This is a genomic window from Thiorhodococcus mannitoliphagus, from assembly GCF_010915725.1.
GTDB classification, from domain to species: Bacteria; Pseudomonadota; Gammaproteobacteria; order Chromatiales; family Chromatiaceae; genus Thiorhodococcus; species Thiorhodococcus mannitoliphagus.
Genome location: NZ_JAAIJR010000128.1, coordinates 1 through 14,565, shown reverse-complemented (window position 1 = coordinate 14,565; position 14,565 = coordinate 1). Strand labels below are relative to the sequence as shown.

Below are 14,565 nucleotides of genomic sequence, written 5' to 3'. Positions count from 1 at the left end.
GGCCAACGGTAGCCAGAGCAGCACGTTCGGGAGCCCTTCCGCAAGGTCCAGCAGGTCCTCCAACAGCGGATCATCGGGCCGACGTGCGCTGCGCAGTCCGGGCGGGTCGATGAAGAGGAGATCCGGTCGCCAGTCCGTCCAGTCGCTGGGGGTTGCCGAACGGGTGAAGACCGCCGCCTCGCCGAGTCCCTGACGGAGGCTGGCCGCATAAGCGTCGACGATCTCGAAGGCGCGGATCTGGTAACCGCCGTGCTTGGCCAGGAGGCGCTCTGCCAACTGGGTCGAGCCGGGGTAGCGCGCGCCTGCCGCAGCGCGCCACTGACGGTGCCAAGACTGCACATCCGGGTTTGCTCCATGCCAACGGGCGACAAAGACCCCAATCCCGTCCGCCCAGCCCGCGCCCTCAAGCAAGATCGACTCCCAGCGGCCCGCGAAGGCATCGGCGTAGCGGAAGGGTCCCTCATGCTCGGCAAGCAGACCCTCCAGCACCGCGATCAGGGCCGGATGCTTGACGACATCGCCCGCGTTGCCGGCCTTGGTTTGGTGATCGTAAGTGCCCATGGCTACACTGCAGGCAATGCCCCTTTCTCAACCGCTCCAACCGCATCGCCAGTCGATCTTCCCTCGCCTTCAGCAGGGTCAGTCTCGGCGCAACCCCCTTGGCAATCAGCGCCGGCACCGCCCGCGTCGCTTGAGCCGTCGCTCATGATTAGGCCATGGGGTAGTGCCACAATCTATAGGATGGCGAGAAATTATTGCGCAGTTAAATCAATAGTTTAAGAAAGCGGTCATCCTATAGATAAGGGCACTACCGGCCATGGTATTGACAAGTCTCCGGCTCACGCCCGACCCCGCAAGCGACAGACGCGCAAGGAAGTCCCTTGGGCAGCCCATCTGTGAGCACCGTAGCACGGGTATCGAAGCTTGAAAGCGGGTCTCTCCGTTAGAGCCAGGTCTGCTCCATCAGGTGATGCGAACTTGGCCATGTAATCGTGCGCATGAGCACGTTTCGTATTCCCCAGGCTTATTGACGCCGAGACGCCCCTGCCCCTTCGCCCACGAAGATGCCCTCACCGCCCGAAGATGCCCTCTTATGAGAGGTCGGCATCTTCGGCGCGAATCAGTAGACCAAGGGCATCTTCGGTGGGCATGCTGAATGGTCAACGTGCACGAATACACACTTTGAGACTCACCTGTCGACCAACCTGGACTGGCGCCCAGGCAACGTCGTCGTCAAAGCGATTCTTCCCGCAGAGCGGCGCTCGTCAGCTAACTTGAGTGGCGTCCTTCGAGGCATCGCCTGTTCGCGACAACGCCATCCCAAAGATCGCTTCAGGGCTTATCGACTTACCGACAGGTGACACCGCAGGGCGCGAATGAGGCCAATCGAGGCGATTCACGCGCCTTGACGCGACCTTAAGTTATTGAAATATGGTGGGCCGTGTAGGATTCGAACCTACGACCAAGGGATTATGAGTCCCCTGCACTAACCGCTGTGCTAACGGCCCTGATGGGTGCGGAGTTGTGAAGCTGGTTGCGGCTAACTATCTGGGCAACAAGGTTGCTCCGATCGTGATCCAGGAGACCACCGCAGTTCACGGGTGCGTGCCTTGCTTGGTCGATGGGACCCACCTAGAACACCAGGTCCATCAGAGCGCCTTCAGGCAGTGATAGAAGCAGGCAACACTCACCGCTGTAAGGATACCATGCGAATGGCAACCATTGAGAAGCGGAGAGCCGCCTCCGTGGAGCATGCTCCCAATACGGCGCGAGCTGCGCCGTTTTATTGCGCCGACCGCGCTAGGCCGTCTTATCCTGGGCAGCGTCCACCACGACGGGCAGCTCCTCACCGGGCGCTGCATCGACTCGGTCTGTCGCCGCGTCATTTCGCTCACAGGTATCGGCCTGATCCTGCGCCTCCCCGAAGTCCAGCAGGAGCGAGTCCACATCGGGCAGCACGTCCGCGAACTCGACACCATAGATCTCCCAGATGGAGATGAGCAGCGAGGCGATCAGCGGACCGATGAAGAGCCCCGCCAGGCCGAACATGAAGATGCCGCCCAAAGTGCTGAAAAAGATCATCAGCTCGTGCATCTTGGTGTCCTTACCCACCAAAATCGGTCGCAAGACGTTATCCAAGCTGCCGACCACGAGACCGCAGAACAACCCCAACGAAACGCCTGTCACGACATCGCCTTGGGCGATTAGGATGATAACGGTTGGAATCCAGACCAAGGCCGCGCCCACGTTGGGGATGACCGACAGAACGGCCATCACCGTGCCCCAGAAGACCGCGTTATCGATCCCTGCAACCGCGAACGCGATACCGGCCAGCGTGCCCTGCAGCAGGCCGATGAGGAGCGAGCCCTTCAGCGTCGCCCGCGTCACCGAGGTGAACTTTTCGAGCATCAAGCGCTCTTCGCTTGTCTTGAGCGGAAGATAATAGAGGATCAGCTCGATCAGGCGTGGCCCGTCCATCTGCAGGAAATACATGCTGTAGAGCAGCACGAAGGCCATGAAGATGAAGTTGACCGTTCCCAGGGTGGCGGAGGACACCCAGTCGAGCAGGAGCTTACTAAGCAAGCTGGCCGCGCCTCCGACCTGCTGCAGGATGAGGTCTCGGTGCTCAAGCACCTGGTCGTAGAAGGGCAAATGCTGGAGATAGGTCATCAGGTCGGCGGGATCCTCCATCGCCCCCTTGAGCCACACGGAGAGCAGCTGACTGACGTCCAGCGCCTGCCCAATGAGCACCGCGATCAACATGACCGCTGGCAGCAGCACCACGAAGGCCATCGCCAAAAGGGTCAGCAACGAAGCCAAGTGCTTGTTGCAGCCGAGCGCCTGTCGCAGCCGAATGTAAAGTGGCCGCGCCAATGCACTGAAGAGTCCGGCCAGAAAAAGCGCCATGAGAAACTGCTGGATCATGGCAAGAAAGAGCGCCGAGATTCCGAGCGTCATCAGTAGGATGACGGTCTTGTTCACGGCGTCTTGGCTCATGTTCGACATGGAGAACTCCACCCCTCGACTGACGCAGCACGATGACTGGGAGTCTACCGCAACGCAGTGATGCTGCCGCTCGCGATCAGGAAGCGCTAGCCCGGGATAGCAGGACTTGACTGAGGCGGGCGGTGGCGCAGCTTACCGGAAGCACGCAGCACCAGCAGCGGTGCTGCGAGGCGCTGTGGCCTAACGACCGCGCGACATCAGTGCCCACCGCCCTTGAGTGCGGTGTTCATGCCTTCGATAGTGTCCTTGGCATCGCCGAACACCAAGTAGGTGTTGTCCTGGTAGAAGAGCAAGTTGTCGACGCCTGAGTAGCCCGGCCGCATCGAGCGCTTGAGGAAGTAGACCTGACGCGCCCTACCCGCTTCCAAGATGGGCATACCGTAGATGGGGCTAGTTGGATCCTCCTTCGCGGCCGGGTTGACCACATCGTTGGCGCCCACGACCAAGACCACGTCCGTGCTCGGGAACTCGGAATTGATCTCGTCCATTTCAAGCACCTGGTCATAGGGGATGTCCGCCTCCGCGAGCAGCACGTTCATGTGCCCCGGCATGCGCCCCGCAACCGGGTGGATGGCGAACTTCACCTCCACGCCACGCTGCGCGAGGAGTTCCATCAGTTCCTTGAGGGCATGCTGGGCCTGGGCGACCGCCATGCCATAGCCCGGCACAATGATGACCTTGCCGGCATCCTCCATCCAGTAGACGGCGTCCTCAATGGCCGCCGACTTGACGCCCTTTTCGGCCGCCTGTGCCCCGGCGCTGTCCGCGGAGCCGCCATCCGAGCCGAAGCCGCCAAAGACCACGTTTATGATGGAACGGTTCATCGCCTTGCACATGATGAAGGAGAGGATCGCACCCGAGCAGCCGACCAGCGCGCCGACGATGATGAGCAGGTTGTTGTGCAGCGTGAACCCGGTAGCCGCGGCGGCCCAGCCCGAGTAGCTGTTGAGCATGGAGATGACGACCGGCATGTCTGCGCCGCCGATCGGGATGATGAGGGTCACACCAATCACTAGGGCCAGGAGCGTCATGAGGAAGAGCGACAGTAGGTTCCCGGTCATGGCGAAATGCACGGCCAGCGCGATAGTCGCCAGTCCAATGAGGGCGTTGAGCAAATGTTGTCCGGCGAACTTGACCGGAGCGCCGCTGAGCAGCCCCTGCAGCTTACCGAAGGCGATCACGGACCCGGTGAAGGTGATCGCACCAATGACGACGCCGGCGGAAATCTCCCCCATGAGAACCGGATTCAGCAGTCCATTGGCCTGCTTGTGGAAGAAGGTGCCGATACCGACCAGCACGGCGGCAAGACCCACAAAGCTGTGCAAGGCTGCGACAAGCTGCGGCATAGCGGTCATCTGGATGCGCATCGCGACGATGCCGCCGATCACCGCGCCGCCGGCGAGCCCGGCAATGATGAAGCCATATGCCTGCACCTCGCGACCCACCAAGGTCGCGACGATGGCGATCAGCATGCCGAGCATGCCATAGAGGTTGCCGCGCCGCGCCGTGGCCGGATGCGTCAGCCCCTTGAGCCCCAAGATGAACAGGACGGCGGAGGCCAGATAGGCCAAGGCCTGTTGATTGACTGATAAATCCATCGCGAGCCGTCCTTACTTCTTTTTCTTGAACATCGAGAGCATTCGGTGCGTCACCAGGAAACCACCGAAGACGTTGATGGAGGCCAGCAACACGGCGACGAAACCGATGAGCTGGACCAGAATGCCGGACTCGGGATCACCCGCGACCAACATTGCCCCAACCAGCACGATGCCGGAAATGGCGTTGGTGAGCGCGACCAGCGGGGTGTGCAGCGAAGGCGTCACGCCCCAGACCACCCAGTAGCCGATGAAGCAGGCGAGGACGAAGACGTACAAGGCGACGAGCGAGGGATCGAGTGCCTCGGGCATGTGCGTAGCTCCTGAATGCGTATCTTTATGCGCGCCGCGATTCGTGCAATCGCAGCCTATCGCGGGCGCTGCTCTTGTTTTGGAACGAGGGGCGGTCAACCCGCGGGGCGCATCAACATGGCCGCGGTAATCTCGTCCGCCTCCAGATCCTTGAGTTCTGGACCAGAATCGCCGGAGGCGATCATGATCTCGATGAGGTTGAGCAAATTGCGGGCATAGAAGGCACTGGCGTCCGCCGGCACCAGGGCAGGATAGTTGGTCAGCCCAACAATGGTGACACCGTGGCGCTCGACGACCTCGTCGGCAACGGTGAGCGGGCAGTTACCGCCGCTGATGGCGGCGAGGTCGACGATCACCGACCCTGGGCGCATCCGCTGCACGACCTCCTCGGTCACCAGCACGGGCGCAGGCCGGCAAGGGATGAGGGCCGTAGTGATGATGACATGCGCCTTGGCAAGCTCCTCGCTGAGGGCCGCCTGCTGACGCGCCTTGGCCTCGTCCGACAGCTCCTTGGCATAGCCGCCCTCGCCCGCGCCGCTCTCGCCCAGGTCGAGATCGATGGGCTTGGCACCGAGCGACAGGATCTGCTCGCGGGTCTCCGGCCGAACATCATAGGCGTAGACATCCGCACCGAGACGGCGGGCGGTCGCGATGGCCTGCAGCCCCGCCACGCCTGCACCGAGTACAACGACACGCGCCGGCTTCGCCGAGCCGGCCGAAGTCATCATCATGGGGAAGAATCGTCCGTAGCGGGTCGCAGCCTCCAGGGTCGCTCGATAGCCGCCGAGGTTGCTCTGCGAGGAGAGCACGTCCATCGACTGGGCACGCGAAGTCCGCGGCATCCGCTCCAGCGCCAGCACGCGCAGTCCCTTCGTGAGCATGGCTGGGACCACGTCATCCTCGCCGCACGACTCAAGCAGACCCATGTAGATGCCGCCTGCGCGCATCGCCTCGACGTCTGCCGAATCCGGCCGACGGACCTTCAACAGCAGGTCCACGTCATAGGCACCGGCGCGATCCGTTAGCTGCGCGCCGGACTGCTCGTACTCGCTGTCCGGATAGCCTGCGCGCACCCCGGCGCCTGACTCGATCAGCACCTCGAGTCCTTTGCCAACCAACTTCTTGACGACGTCCGGCGTCGAAGCGACTCGCGTCTCACCTGGGCGCGTCTCCAAAGGAATTCCGATCTTCATACTGCGCTTCGCCCCGTGCTTGGATGCTCCCGCCCCTAGGCGGCAAAATTCGCGCATTATCATTGGCTACTTCGATGATGGCAACCTGCAGACTAAATACTCCAGCAAGTCCCGCCCACCGCTGCCAATCTTAGCCACGACAGGCCACAAGAGGTGTCCGGATGCAAGGCACAGGCAAGCTCCTCGCGACCTGCGCACGCGATACGCCTAAGCGATGTACCCACCCAAGATTGCGCCTCTTGCGCCGCTGGGAGTTCCCGAGGCTTTCTCGTGGAGCCATAATGCCAATCGAGCCAGACTAGACGGAGGTCAGGTGTCGATCACTGGGCCGTGCCGTTGATAATTGTTCTGTAGGATGCCGTCTTCTCGGACGATGTTTCCGTCTTTTGATTCGAGGGATATTTTGATGATCAAGCCCGAGCAAGAGAACCGAATAGCGCTTCAGCAGACCGCCGAGGTCAAGCGAGCGCTCGGTGCGATCGAGCATGCGTTGCTGGACAAGAAACCAGCATCCGTTCTTGTCACTAGCGCCAGCTTAGACGAAGGCAAAACCCTGTGCGCGTCCGCCATTGCAGCTGCGGCCGCCTCCAGAGGGGCGTCCAAGGTCATCGCGATGGACTTCAATTGGTATCGACCCGCAATGCACCGCTGTTTCGAGGAGCCACTTCGGCATGACGCAGAGCGGATCCTGCAGGCTGACTTGTCCGAACTCGTCAGCCGGCCGGGCGATCTGCAGTTGGATGTGCTCTTCGCGCCTGTCGATCACGCGACCCATGGCGCTCTCGAGCAAAGCGACGCTGCGGTTGTGAAGCGACTTTTGAAACAGGCACGAGACAGCTACGACCTCGTGATCGTCGATAGCGGCGCAATCTTTCCAACCAATCGAACCATGATGGACCCGGTCACGCTCAGCCAGGAGGTCGATGGCGTCGTCTTGGTTGTGGCGAAAGGGCTCTCGCGGAAGCCGAGCGTTCGAAGAGCACAAAAGACGCTGGAGATTGCTGGAGCAAACATCATCGGCATCCTGACGAACCAGCCCGATATTGCGGGATCTCGATAGCGCTCAAGGAAGGCCATCGCGACACAATTCTGAGGCAACATTTTCTCTGGCTTCTCAAGAGTCCGATCCAGCATCAAGCGCAATCAATCGTTCTCTCAAGCAGGGAACACGACGGGGAATAGGAATGGGATTTTTTATCCAACGCTATGCGCAATCATTCAGACATTACTGGTGGCTTCTTCTTTTGGCTTTGTTGCCGCCAGCGGTCTATCTCATCAGTCAAATCTACTTGGATAGGATGTTCATCGTTTCTCAGGAGGTCTCCTATTCAGGCCAGGTGCAGGTGGCGAAGAATCCAATGGAGTCCCTGCCGCTCGAGCGAGTCCTTAAGGAACCGCATCTCTTGTTTCAGGAAGACTTCGCCCTGTCCCAGCTCAGCAAGAATGTCAGGCTCTTTCAGCTACTCGAAAGCTCAAACCTCTCAGATGTCGAGCTTCGACGGCTGATAGATTCGACTCTGTCACTCTCCGAGACAACCCAAGCGACTATACTTTTTGCGTATCGAGGAAAGAACGAAGGGCTTGGAATCCTGCTTGTCGACTATTTTGTGACGCGGCTCACACAACGGGCCGAAGCAGCACTTGTACGCTCGCGAGACCCGGCTGCCGCAAGTGTTAGCCTAGCGACAGTAGGCCCGCAGAGCGTCGCCGTTCAACGGACGATCTGGGATGACAGTCGTTTAGGGCCGGCCACCATGATCCTGTTGGTCTCTTTGATTCTTTGCTTGATTGCAATCGGCTTGATGGAAGTCTTGGACCAATCCTTCAAGTCCGACCGGCAGATCGCGCGCTACATTGGGCTACCCATCCTCGGCGGCATCCCGAATGCAGAGCCGTTGACCAGGCGCATCAAGGGCAGCAGCAAAGGCTGAAACACTCACCCTCGAGCACCAAGGAAGGCGCTCTTAGAAACCCTACCAGGTTGCCGCTATGACATTCCAAAGCCGCCCCCTCAGTCTCGCGCTCGTCTTGATCGCCTGCGGGCTCTCCACCACTGCTCCGGCGAGTGAGCCGGGGTCTTACACACTCGAATGGGACGCGGTAACCGATGATCGGCTGACTGGCTATCGCCTCTACTATGGAACCAGCCCGGGGCAATACGACTTCACGATCGACCTGGATCTCGGCAGCTTGCCCGAGGCCGGCACCCAGCCCAGCTACAAAGTGACCAACCTCGACCCTGACGAGATCTACTACTTTGCGGTTACGGCAGCCGGCTCTGGCCCCGACGAGTCGAGCTACTCCAATGAGATCACCTCAGGTCAATTCCGTTACGTGTTCTCAGCGAGTGATATCCCACTCGCGGATACCTGGCTCGAAGTTGGCGACATGAACCGAGAGTTTGAGCAGACCCTGGCAGCGGGATCAGCAGCATTCAGTGCGTCCCAGTCGGAAGGCTCAATAGGAGAGGCCCGTGTCGCCGCCGGAGACATCGATGGTGACGGCAGGGACGAACTCGTCATCGGCTATGCCTATGGCGATAGCTCGGCAGGCTCATTGGGCGGACTCTTCCAGATCCTTGATGATGACTTCTCCTTCTTGCGCTGGGGGCGGGTCTCTTGGCCTGAGTACAACGAAGTCAATGGTGAAACCTATCCAGCTGTCGGCGACCTCAATGGTGACGGACGAGACGAGATTCTCATCGGGCTCGGTGAAGGCGGCGACGGCCTCATCGAACTCTTCAGCTACGGCAATGGCCAGCTCTATTCCGTGGCATGGACTTACTTGGAGTGGCCGGAATATACCGAAGCGCTGGGCAAAACCTTTCCTGCGCTTGGCGATCTCGACGGCGATGGGCTTGACGAGATTGTCATCGGGCTGGGCGCCATCAGGGGTACGACCAACCTTCCAGGCGGGAGATTCATGGTCAAGAAAGGTCTCTCGCTAGCCACGGACAACGCCGACGCAGACGCGCAAGACGCGGCGCCCCAGTTCAGCATTGTGGACATCAAAGGACAGGTCGAAGGGCATTTGCTGCTCAATGCCATATCGCTCAATGGAGATCTCACTTGGGACGATTACGCAGCCAGCATCGGCGAAACGCGTCCCGCGCTCGGCGATGTCGACGGGGACGGAAAAGACGAGATCATCGTCGGACTCGGGCACTCCGGAAGCGGTTTCGTCGAGGTCTTCGACTACGAGGAGGGGGCCCTCTTGTCGCGCGGCTATGTCGGCATCGACTTTCCCGAATATAACGGCATGAACGGCGAGACACGGCCAGCCGTCGGCGACATCGACGGCGACGCGCGGAGCGAAATCCTCGTGGGTCTGGGGAACGGTAGCTATGGCGTCTTGGAACTGATCGGCGATGCCGCCGAAGACTTCTCGTCATCCGAACGGATCCAAGTCCAGACGATGGATGAGAGGCACGCAGAGGCTGGCTTTTGGCCCGTCATCAAACGCGAGCAGACGTCTGAATAGCCCCTGCCCCGCCGTTGCGCCTGATCGATCGAATGCAGATTTCAATCATCTGCCAGTTGATGCTCTCGGCAGAGGGCGTCAACCCCCCCGGATGACGTTGAGGTCGTTGGACAGGTGCTGCCCGGTCAACGGCCGTAACGACAGCTCTGCGGAGAGGGGCGGTTGGATTATCAGCGCGCCCATTGCAAGATCCCTAGCCTTAAGGAGGAGGCTCCCGAGTTTCGTGGCAAGTCTCTTCGCCTCAGCTCCAGAGGTTGCTTAGGTCGAGCTGTAAGGCGTCAAAGGGTGCGACCGCAATCGTCTCGCCACCGGATGCTCAGGCGAGCAGGCGCCACTCCCTACGATCGAGTACAAAAGCCTCAAGGGTCCGGCGCTTGGGATCCACCAGCCAGGCATAGGCCATCCCGTAGTGGGCGTAGATCGGCATCTTCACCTCCCTGTCCTTGCTCGCGGTGGAGGGCGAGAGGATCTCGCAAATCCAGTTCGGGACCACTTCGAAGCGATGGCCTTGGGGAATTTCAGGCATGCGATCCTTACGACATCCTGCCAAGTCCGGGACCGCGACTTCCTGATCGGTGACGAAATGGATCTCAGGCTCCACCAAGATCCACCAGCCGCCTGGGCCGCCGCGACCTCGTCCGTAGGCGCTGCCGATATCGATGCTGAATTCAGTTTCGGCGCGTGCATGCAGACCGGTTGGCCGCGGCTGAGTGTGCAGTTGTCCGTTGATAATCTCGCCGGTCAATCCCTCGGCTAAGGCATCGAGTTTTTCGTAAACAGATGAAAGATCTATATCAGCCCTTATATCGGAGCCTGTTGCCCCAAAAGCCATGCAGGCTGCAGGGCCATCTTACCGTTGTCGGTAAAGACTGGCGGCTGCCCGGGAGGGGTCGTCAGGGAGCAGAAGGCGTTGCTGGAGTCGACACATCAAGTCGGACCGTCTTCGGTAGAAGAAGGGCGGTCCGAATGAACGCGGACATCCCTCAGGCATAGGTCGCTCTCAGAACGCCCGACAGCTTGGTCGGAATCAAAACGAAGTCGCACTTCGCGATGAGCGCCCCGGTCCGAGCGACGATGGCGAGCGAGAGGACCAAGTCTGCCGCTCCACGGAATGACGGTCGTTGAGATCGAAGAAAGAGCCAGCCCGCAAAGGATGGCTCGAACCCCCAAGAAACCGGCTCAAGCAATGTTCACATGGGAGGGCTCAATGGTAACCGCTTGCATGAGAGCCCACGCAAGCATCTGAATTGCAAAGCCACTACGATTTTGTTTGGCGGAGAGGGAGGGATTCGAACCCCCGGACCCTTGCGAGTCAACGGTTTTCAAGACCGCCGCTTTCGACCGCTCAGCCACCTCTCCGGGTCGAGCCAGCAAACCGGGGCCGAAACGGCGCGAGGTTTCCCGACAGGACTGCTATTTTAGCGCATGCGCGAGATTTACCCAACACCCTCCGAGCTTGCATGGAAATCCGCCTCAGGTATCCTTTGGAACTTGAAGCGGAGCGATCGAGTCTTATACTCGGTAACGATGCAAAATCACCAACTTACAACTAGGAAGGAGTGAATCAATCCAATGGCTAATCCTGGCTTCACCGTCGCTCGCACGGCTCAGTCTGCGATCTCGACGAACAAGGTACTAAAAAACACCTACCTGCTGCTGGCGGCCACCCTGGGATTCAGTGCAATCACAGCGATGCTGTCGCTGGCGCTCGCCGTGCCACCCTGGGCTTACATGGCGTCCGTGATCGTCGCCATGGTGCTGGGCATTTTCGTACTGCCGCGCACTGCCAACTCGTCCGCTGGCATCGGCATGATTTTCCTGATTACCGGCCTGCTGGGCTTCGGGCTGGGTGCCATCCTGAGCATGTATCTCGCACTGCCCCATGGGCCGCAAACGGTTGGCCTGGCCTTCGGCGGAACCGCGACTATCTTCCTCGGACTGTCCGGCTATGCCCTGACCAGCAAGCGTGATTTCAGCTTCATGGGCGGCTTCATCTTCGCCGGCATGATGGTTGTCATGATCGCGATCGTTGCCAACATCTTCCTGCAGATTCCGGCGCTGTCGTTGGCCATCTCGTCGGCAATCATTCTACTGATGAGCGGCTTCATCCTCTTCGATACCGGCCGTATCGCACGGGGTGAAGAGACCAACTACATCATGGCGACTTACGGGATCTATCTGAGCATCTTCAACATCTTCGTGAGCTTGCTGCAGATCCTCGGAATCATGGGCGACGACTGATCGATCTCCCTGATTTCGGCGAGTCAAGACCCCGGCCTCGCGCCGGGGTCTTTGCTTTGCACTCAGAAGGATAACCAAGGAGAAGCCGATGGAGCTGTTTCTCAAGATCGCTGCCGCCGCGGTATTCATCCTCATGCTCTTCTACCTCTGGCCAGCCTATAAGCACTGGCAAGAGCATGGCCCTAAGGCCCAAAAAGGCGATTGGCAAGCCGCTCTCCTTCCGCTCGGCGCGGTCGTGGTCTTCGTGATCGTGCTCATCATGGCGGTTCGCTAGACGCTCGACCCCGCACGCTGGAGCGAAACCCGGCGTCGAAGGGCCAGGCCCTGGCGCGCCGCAGGGTCAGGACCCGCCAGCGGAACTGCTGATCGACTCAGACGGCGTGCCCTCTCAGGAAGAGCAGACCATCCCGCGCACGCGGCTGTCGATTGGCATCAACACCCTGGCATCCTGCACCTTTCGGTGTGACGAGCATGACCTACCGATCGCGCCGTCCATCACGGTGCTGCCGGCGTGATGGAACAGGCATCACTGAAGATGACGAAGAGGTAGTCCGTGCCAGGATTCGGATTGAAGATCGTCGATCAATCAAGAGCGCAGATCGAGCCCATCATCGACTATGCACTCGCGCATGGCGCACCGATCGAGGTTGGACTTTACTTCGGCGACATCCAGGCCCGCGATCTTCTCAGGTCATGCCTGCCGGACAGTGCGGCAACCGTCGCCGTTCACCTCAATCACCGCAGGCTCAGCCTACTCGAGATCCAGCGACAGGAGGCTGCCTTACGCGAGCAACTCTCGGCCGCTGCCGAGCTTGGCGCGACCTCGGTGATTACACACTTGGGCAACTACCCCATGACCGCGCGCCTGAGCTTGCGTGAGCGGCTGTGGGACCAGCTTTCCGCAGACCTCAGCTTTGCCGAGGCGCTCGCGTCCGACTATGGACTGCGTCTCCACATCGAGAACACCTTTCACGATCTAGCCTTCTATCGTGAACTCCTCGATGCACTCCGGGCCTCACGCGCTACACCGGTGAATTTCTGCTTCGACATGGGGCACGCCAAGGTCTGGTCATCCGAGTCCCTGCGGGAGTGGCTGGCATTCCTCCTCACCCAAAGGCAGCAGGGCACAGCGCTTCACCTTCACCTGCACGCCAATGAAGGACTGATCGACCAGCATCAGCCTTTCACCCTGGCGAGCGATCGTGAAGGCGTGATTGAAGACGACTTCATGCAGGACCTGGACTGGCCCAGCGCGCTCCGTCTGATCGACCGCAGCTTTCCGGATGCAGCCAAGATCTTCGAAGTCCCGCCCGAGGTGGCCGTCGATCATTACGAGCAGGTGCTCGCCGCGATTAACCGTCTGCCACACTGAGCCGGCATTGCAGCAAGCCAGACTCAAGCAAGCCGACCAGCCAAATGGGCATAGGCGGACTCGGTCCGCAATCGTGCGTCCTCGACCGGACCACCGACCGTGAAGTGATAGAGCGACTGCCAGCGCGTATCCTGAATGCCCAAGAGTTCGTGAACGGTGTCGTCGAAGAAGCAGCCAATCCCGGTTCCGCGCAATCCGCTCGCCTCGGCTTCGAGGTAGAGCGCCTGCCCGATGAGCCCACACTCCCAGAACAGCGCTCGGTAGCCCAAAGGACCTTCCGTCAAGGCGGCATCGAAATCGGCTAGCATGGCCACCGCGAAACAGCTATCGCCGGCAATGTCCTGGTGGCAGGACAAGGCACGCGCCGCGTTACGCGCATCGCCCTCGACCAAACGGTAGAGCCCCAGGTGGCCTGGCGCTCCATCGACGGGCGCCCATTGGAACTCGGCCCGAAGGCTCTGCCGCAGCCGATCCAGGCTCTCCGTCTGCCTGACGAGCGCGTAGAGCCCGGGAGTCACCTGCTCGACCCGATGGACGAAGAGGATCAGGTTGACGCGCGGGGCCTGCGGCCAAGCAGCGAATGGCGGCACGCCAGGTCTCGGCAGCAGGGCGTCGAGCATCTCGATCCAAACCTCGCGAGGCATGCTGGTCTGTCCGTCGAAGGCCACGGCGCTACGTCGCTGCCGAATGAGCGCCGCAGCATCCTGCTCGCGGCCTTGCGAACCAAGCGGCGGGATTGCGGTGCCTTGACTTGGCTCCCGTCGCCGCACGGAATCCCGCCGACACGCCTCATCGACAAGCGCGATACCTGACCAATCCATGTGATCCGGGCTCAAGAGATTGGCTCGACCGCGATGCGTCCGAGGCCGTGCCAGCAGGACCTCCAGGGCCGCGTCGCTCGGACGCCCCCGCCCGACCCAGACGGCGAGATCCGGGGCCTCCAGCTCATGCGGATCGAAGTCGCCCTCACGGTCGATGCCGAGCACGGCTGCCAAGGCCGCATCGGACCAAATCCAGCGGCTCGACGCGCCAACCCAAAGTGGCCGCCGCATAGGCGATTGCCGCCAGGGCGTGCCCGACGTCGTGCTGACAGTAGCGATAGGCGCGCAGACCGTACTTCCACGCCTCTCGCCAGTGGACGCTGGTCAGGGCAAGGACCACAGCCTCCGGCTCCGCATCCTGCGTCGTCTCGATCCGCTCGGCGCCGCGCAGTTCCAGGCAATGATCGTGGCTGTGGTAGTGATAGACCCCGCCAGACAAACCCGGGCAGCCCGCGGTCATGAGATAGCTGCGTATTCCAGTGAAACCGGACACCCAGTCCGAAGGAAAGCGGACAGCCGTTCCGATCGAAGCCGGACAGTCAGTC

General features: G+C 60.7%; 15 protein-coding genes and 2 tRNA genes. 7 read left to right on the top strand and 10 right to left on the bottom strand.

The features are described 5' to 3' along the window. From G3480_RS21400 to G3480_RS21375, 6 genes are all read right to left on the bottom strand, one after another. Window positions 1–561, bottom strand: a 561-nt coding sequence (locus G3480_RS21400) for a 23S rRNA (adenine(2030)-N(6))-methyltransferase RlmJ (RefSeq protein ID WP_420824637.1), incomplete at its 3' end; no start/stop codon positions are given. 871 nt (window positions 562–1,432) lie between these two features. Further along, a tRNA-Ile gene (locus tag G3480_RS21395) sits at window positions 1,433–1,508 on the bottom strand. Between the two features lie 292 nt (window positions 1,509–1,800). Next, window positions 1,801–3,006 carry an AI-2E family transporter gene (locus G3480_RS21390; RefSeq protein ID WP_338114195.1) on the bottom strand — a complete coding sequence of 402 codons (1,206 nt, stop codon included), beginning with the start codon at window positions 3,004–3,006 and terminating at the stop codon, window positions 1,801–1,803. Between the two features lie 197 nt (window positions 3,007–3,203). Further along, window positions 3,204–4,604: an NAD(P)(+) transhydrogenase (Re/Si-specific) subunit beta gene (locus G3480_RS21385; RefSeq protein WP_164655918.1), complete on the bottom strand. Its 1,401-nt coding sequence runs from the start codon at window positions 4,602–4,604 to the stop codon at window positions 3,204–3,206. A gap of 12 nt (window positions 4,605–4,616) precedes the next feature. After that, window positions 4,617–4,913 (bottom strand): proton-translocating transhydrogenase family protein, encoded by a 297-nt coding sequence (locus G3480_RS21380; RefSeq protein WP_164655917.1) that lies wholly within the window; start codon window positions 4,911–4,913, stop codon window positions 4,617–4,619. A 95-nt stretch (window positions 4,914–5,008) separates the two neighbouring features. Beyond that, window positions 5,009–6,106 carry a Re/Si-specific NAD(P)(+) transhydrogenase subunit alpha gene (locus G3480_RS21375; RefSeq protein ID WP_164655916.1) on the bottom strand — a complete coding sequence of 366 codons (1,098 nt, stop codon included), beginning with the start codon at window positions 6,104–6,106 and terminating at the stop codon, window positions 5,009–5,011. 406 nt (window positions 6,107–6,512) lie between these two features. On the opposite strand from G3480_RS21375, the gene G3480_RS21370 reads away from it, so the two are divergent. The 3 genes from G3480_RS21370 (at window position 6,513) to G3480_RS21360 (ending at window position 9,586) form a co-directional block, all read left to right on the top strand. Beyond that, window positions 6,513–7,166, top strand: coding sequence for a CpsD/CapB family tyrosine-protein kinase (locus G3480_RS21370; protein ID WP_164655915.1), 654 nt, complete (start codon window positions 6,513–6,515; stop codon window positions 7,164–7,166). A gap of 124 nt (window positions 7,167–7,290) precedes the next feature. Next, window positions 7,291–8,037 (top strand): hypothetical protein, encoded by a 747-nt coding sequence (locus G3480_RS21365; RefSeq protein WP_164655914.1) that lies wholly within the window; start codon window positions 7,291–7,293, stop codon window positions 8,035–8,037. A gap of 58 nt (window positions 8,038–8,095) precedes the next feature. Then, the gene (locus G3480_RS21360) at window positions 8,096–9,586 is read left to right on the top strand and encodes an FG-GAP repeat domain-containing protein (protein WP_164655913.1); all 1,491 of its coding nucleotides are present in this window, start codon (window positions 8,096–8,098) and stop codon (window positions 9,584–9,586) included. Window positions 9,587–9,902: 316 nt separating this feature from the next. On the opposite strand, the gene G3480_RS21355 is transcribed toward G3480_RS21360, so the two are convergent. Next, window positions 9,903–10,418 (bottom strand): Uma2 family endonuclease, encoded by a 516-nt coding sequence (locus G3480_RS21355; RefSeq protein ID WP_164655912.1) that lies wholly within the window; start codon window positions 10,416–10,418, stop codon window positions 9,903–9,905. 439 nt (window positions 10,419–10,857) lie between these two features. Next, a tRNA-Ser gene (locus G3480_RS21350) sits at window positions 10,858–10,945 on the bottom strand. A 213-nt stretch (window positions 10,946–11,158) separates the two neighbouring features. Between G3480_RS21350 and G3480_RS21345 the strand changes: the two genes are divergently transcribed. The 4 genes from G3480_RS21345 to G3480_RS21335 all read left to right on the top strand — a co-directional run bounded on the left by G3480_RS21345 (window position 11,159) and on the right by G3480_RS21335 (window position 13,199). Further along, on the top strand, window positions 11,159–11,827 hold the full coding sequence (locus G3480_RS21345) for a Bax inhibitor-1/YccA family protein (protein ID WP_164655911.1): 669 nt from the start codon (window positions 11,159–11,161) through the stop codon (window positions 11,825–11,827). 88 nt (window positions 11,828–11,915) lie between these two features. After that, window positions 11,916–12,101, top strand: a complete 186-nt coding sequence (locus G3480_RS21340) for a hypothetical protein (RefSeq protein ID WP_164655910.1) — start codon at window positions 11,916–11,918, stop codon at window positions 12,099–12,101. A 106-nt stretch (window positions 12,102–12,207) separates the two neighbouring features. Next, window positions 12,208–12,342, top strand: coding sequence for a hypothetical protein (locus G3480_RS29085; protein ID WP_276611739.1), 135 nt, complete (start codon window positions 12,208–12,210; stop codon window positions 12,340–12,342). A gap of 38 nt (window positions 12,343–12,380) precedes the next feature. Next, window positions 12,381–13,199 carry a TIM barrel protein gene (locus tag G3480_RS21335; protein WP_164655909.1) on the top strand — a complete coding sequence of 273 codons (819 nt, stop codon included), beginning with the start codon at window positions 12,381–12,383 and terminating at the stop codon, window positions 13,197–13,199. A gap of 23 nt (window positions 13,200–13,222) precedes the next feature. Here the strand turns inward: G3480_RS21335 and G3480_RS21330 are convergent, their stop codons facing one another. Together G3480_RS21330 and G3480_RS28605 are read right to left on the bottom strand one after the other, a co-directional pair. Beyond that, window positions 13,223–14,185 carry a SagB/ThcOx family dehydrogenase gene (locus G3480_RS21330; RefSeq protein WP_338114196.1) on the bottom strand — a complete coding sequence of 321 codons (963 nt, stop codon included), beginning with the start codon at window positions 14,183–14,185 and terminating at the stop codon, window positions 13,223–13,225. Beyond that, a partial coding sequence (locus tag G3480_RS28605) for a nitroreductase family protein (protein WP_476718470.1) occupies window positions 14,166–14,565 on the bottom strand: 400 nt, incomplete at its 5' end. The genes G3480_RS21330 and G3480_RS28605, both read right to left, overlap by 20 nt.

Bases quoted from the DNA above. Each gene is read 5' to 3' on its own strand.
- G3480_RS21360 (WP_164655913.1), top strand. From the start codon at position 8,096: ATGACATTCCAAAGCCGCCCCCTCAGTCTCGCGCTCGTCTTGATCGCC.
- G3480_RS21340 (WP_164655910.1), top strand. From the start codon at position 11,916: ATGGAGCTGTTTCTCAAGATCGCTGCCGCCGCGGTATTCATCCTCATG.
- G3480_RS21345 (WP_164655911.1), top strand. From the start codon at position 11,159: ATGGCTAATCCTGGCTTCACCGTCGCTCGCACGGCTCAGTCTGCGATC.
- G3480_RS21375 (WP_164655916.1), bottom strand. From the start codon at position 6,106: ATGAAGATCGGAATTCCTTTGGAGACGCGCCCAGGTGAGACGCGAGTC.
- G3480_RS21365 (WP_164655914.1), top strand. From the start codon at position 7,291: ATGGGATTTTTTATCCAACGCTATGCGCAATCATTCAGACATTACTGG.
- G3480_RS21385 (WP_164655918.1), bottom strand. From the start codon at position 4,604: ATGGATTTATCAGTCAATCAACAGGCCTTGGCCTATCTGGCCTCCGCC.
- G3480_RS21390 (WP_338114195.1), bottom strand. From the start codon at position 3,006: ATGTCGAACATGAGCCAAGACGCCGTGAACAAGACCGTCATCCTACTG.
- G3480_RS21380 (WP_164655917.1), bottom strand. From the start codon at position 4,913: ATGCCCGAGGCACTCGATCCCTCGCTCGTCGCCTTGTACGTCTTCGTC.
- G3480_RS21355 (WP_164655912.1), bottom strand. From the start codon at position 10,418: ATGGCTTTTGGGGCAACAGGCTCCGATATAAGGGCTGATATAGATCTT.
- G3480_RS21370 (WP_164655915.1), top strand. From the start codon at position 6,513: ATGATCAAGCCCGAGCAAGAGAACCGAATAGCGCTTCAGCAGACCGCC.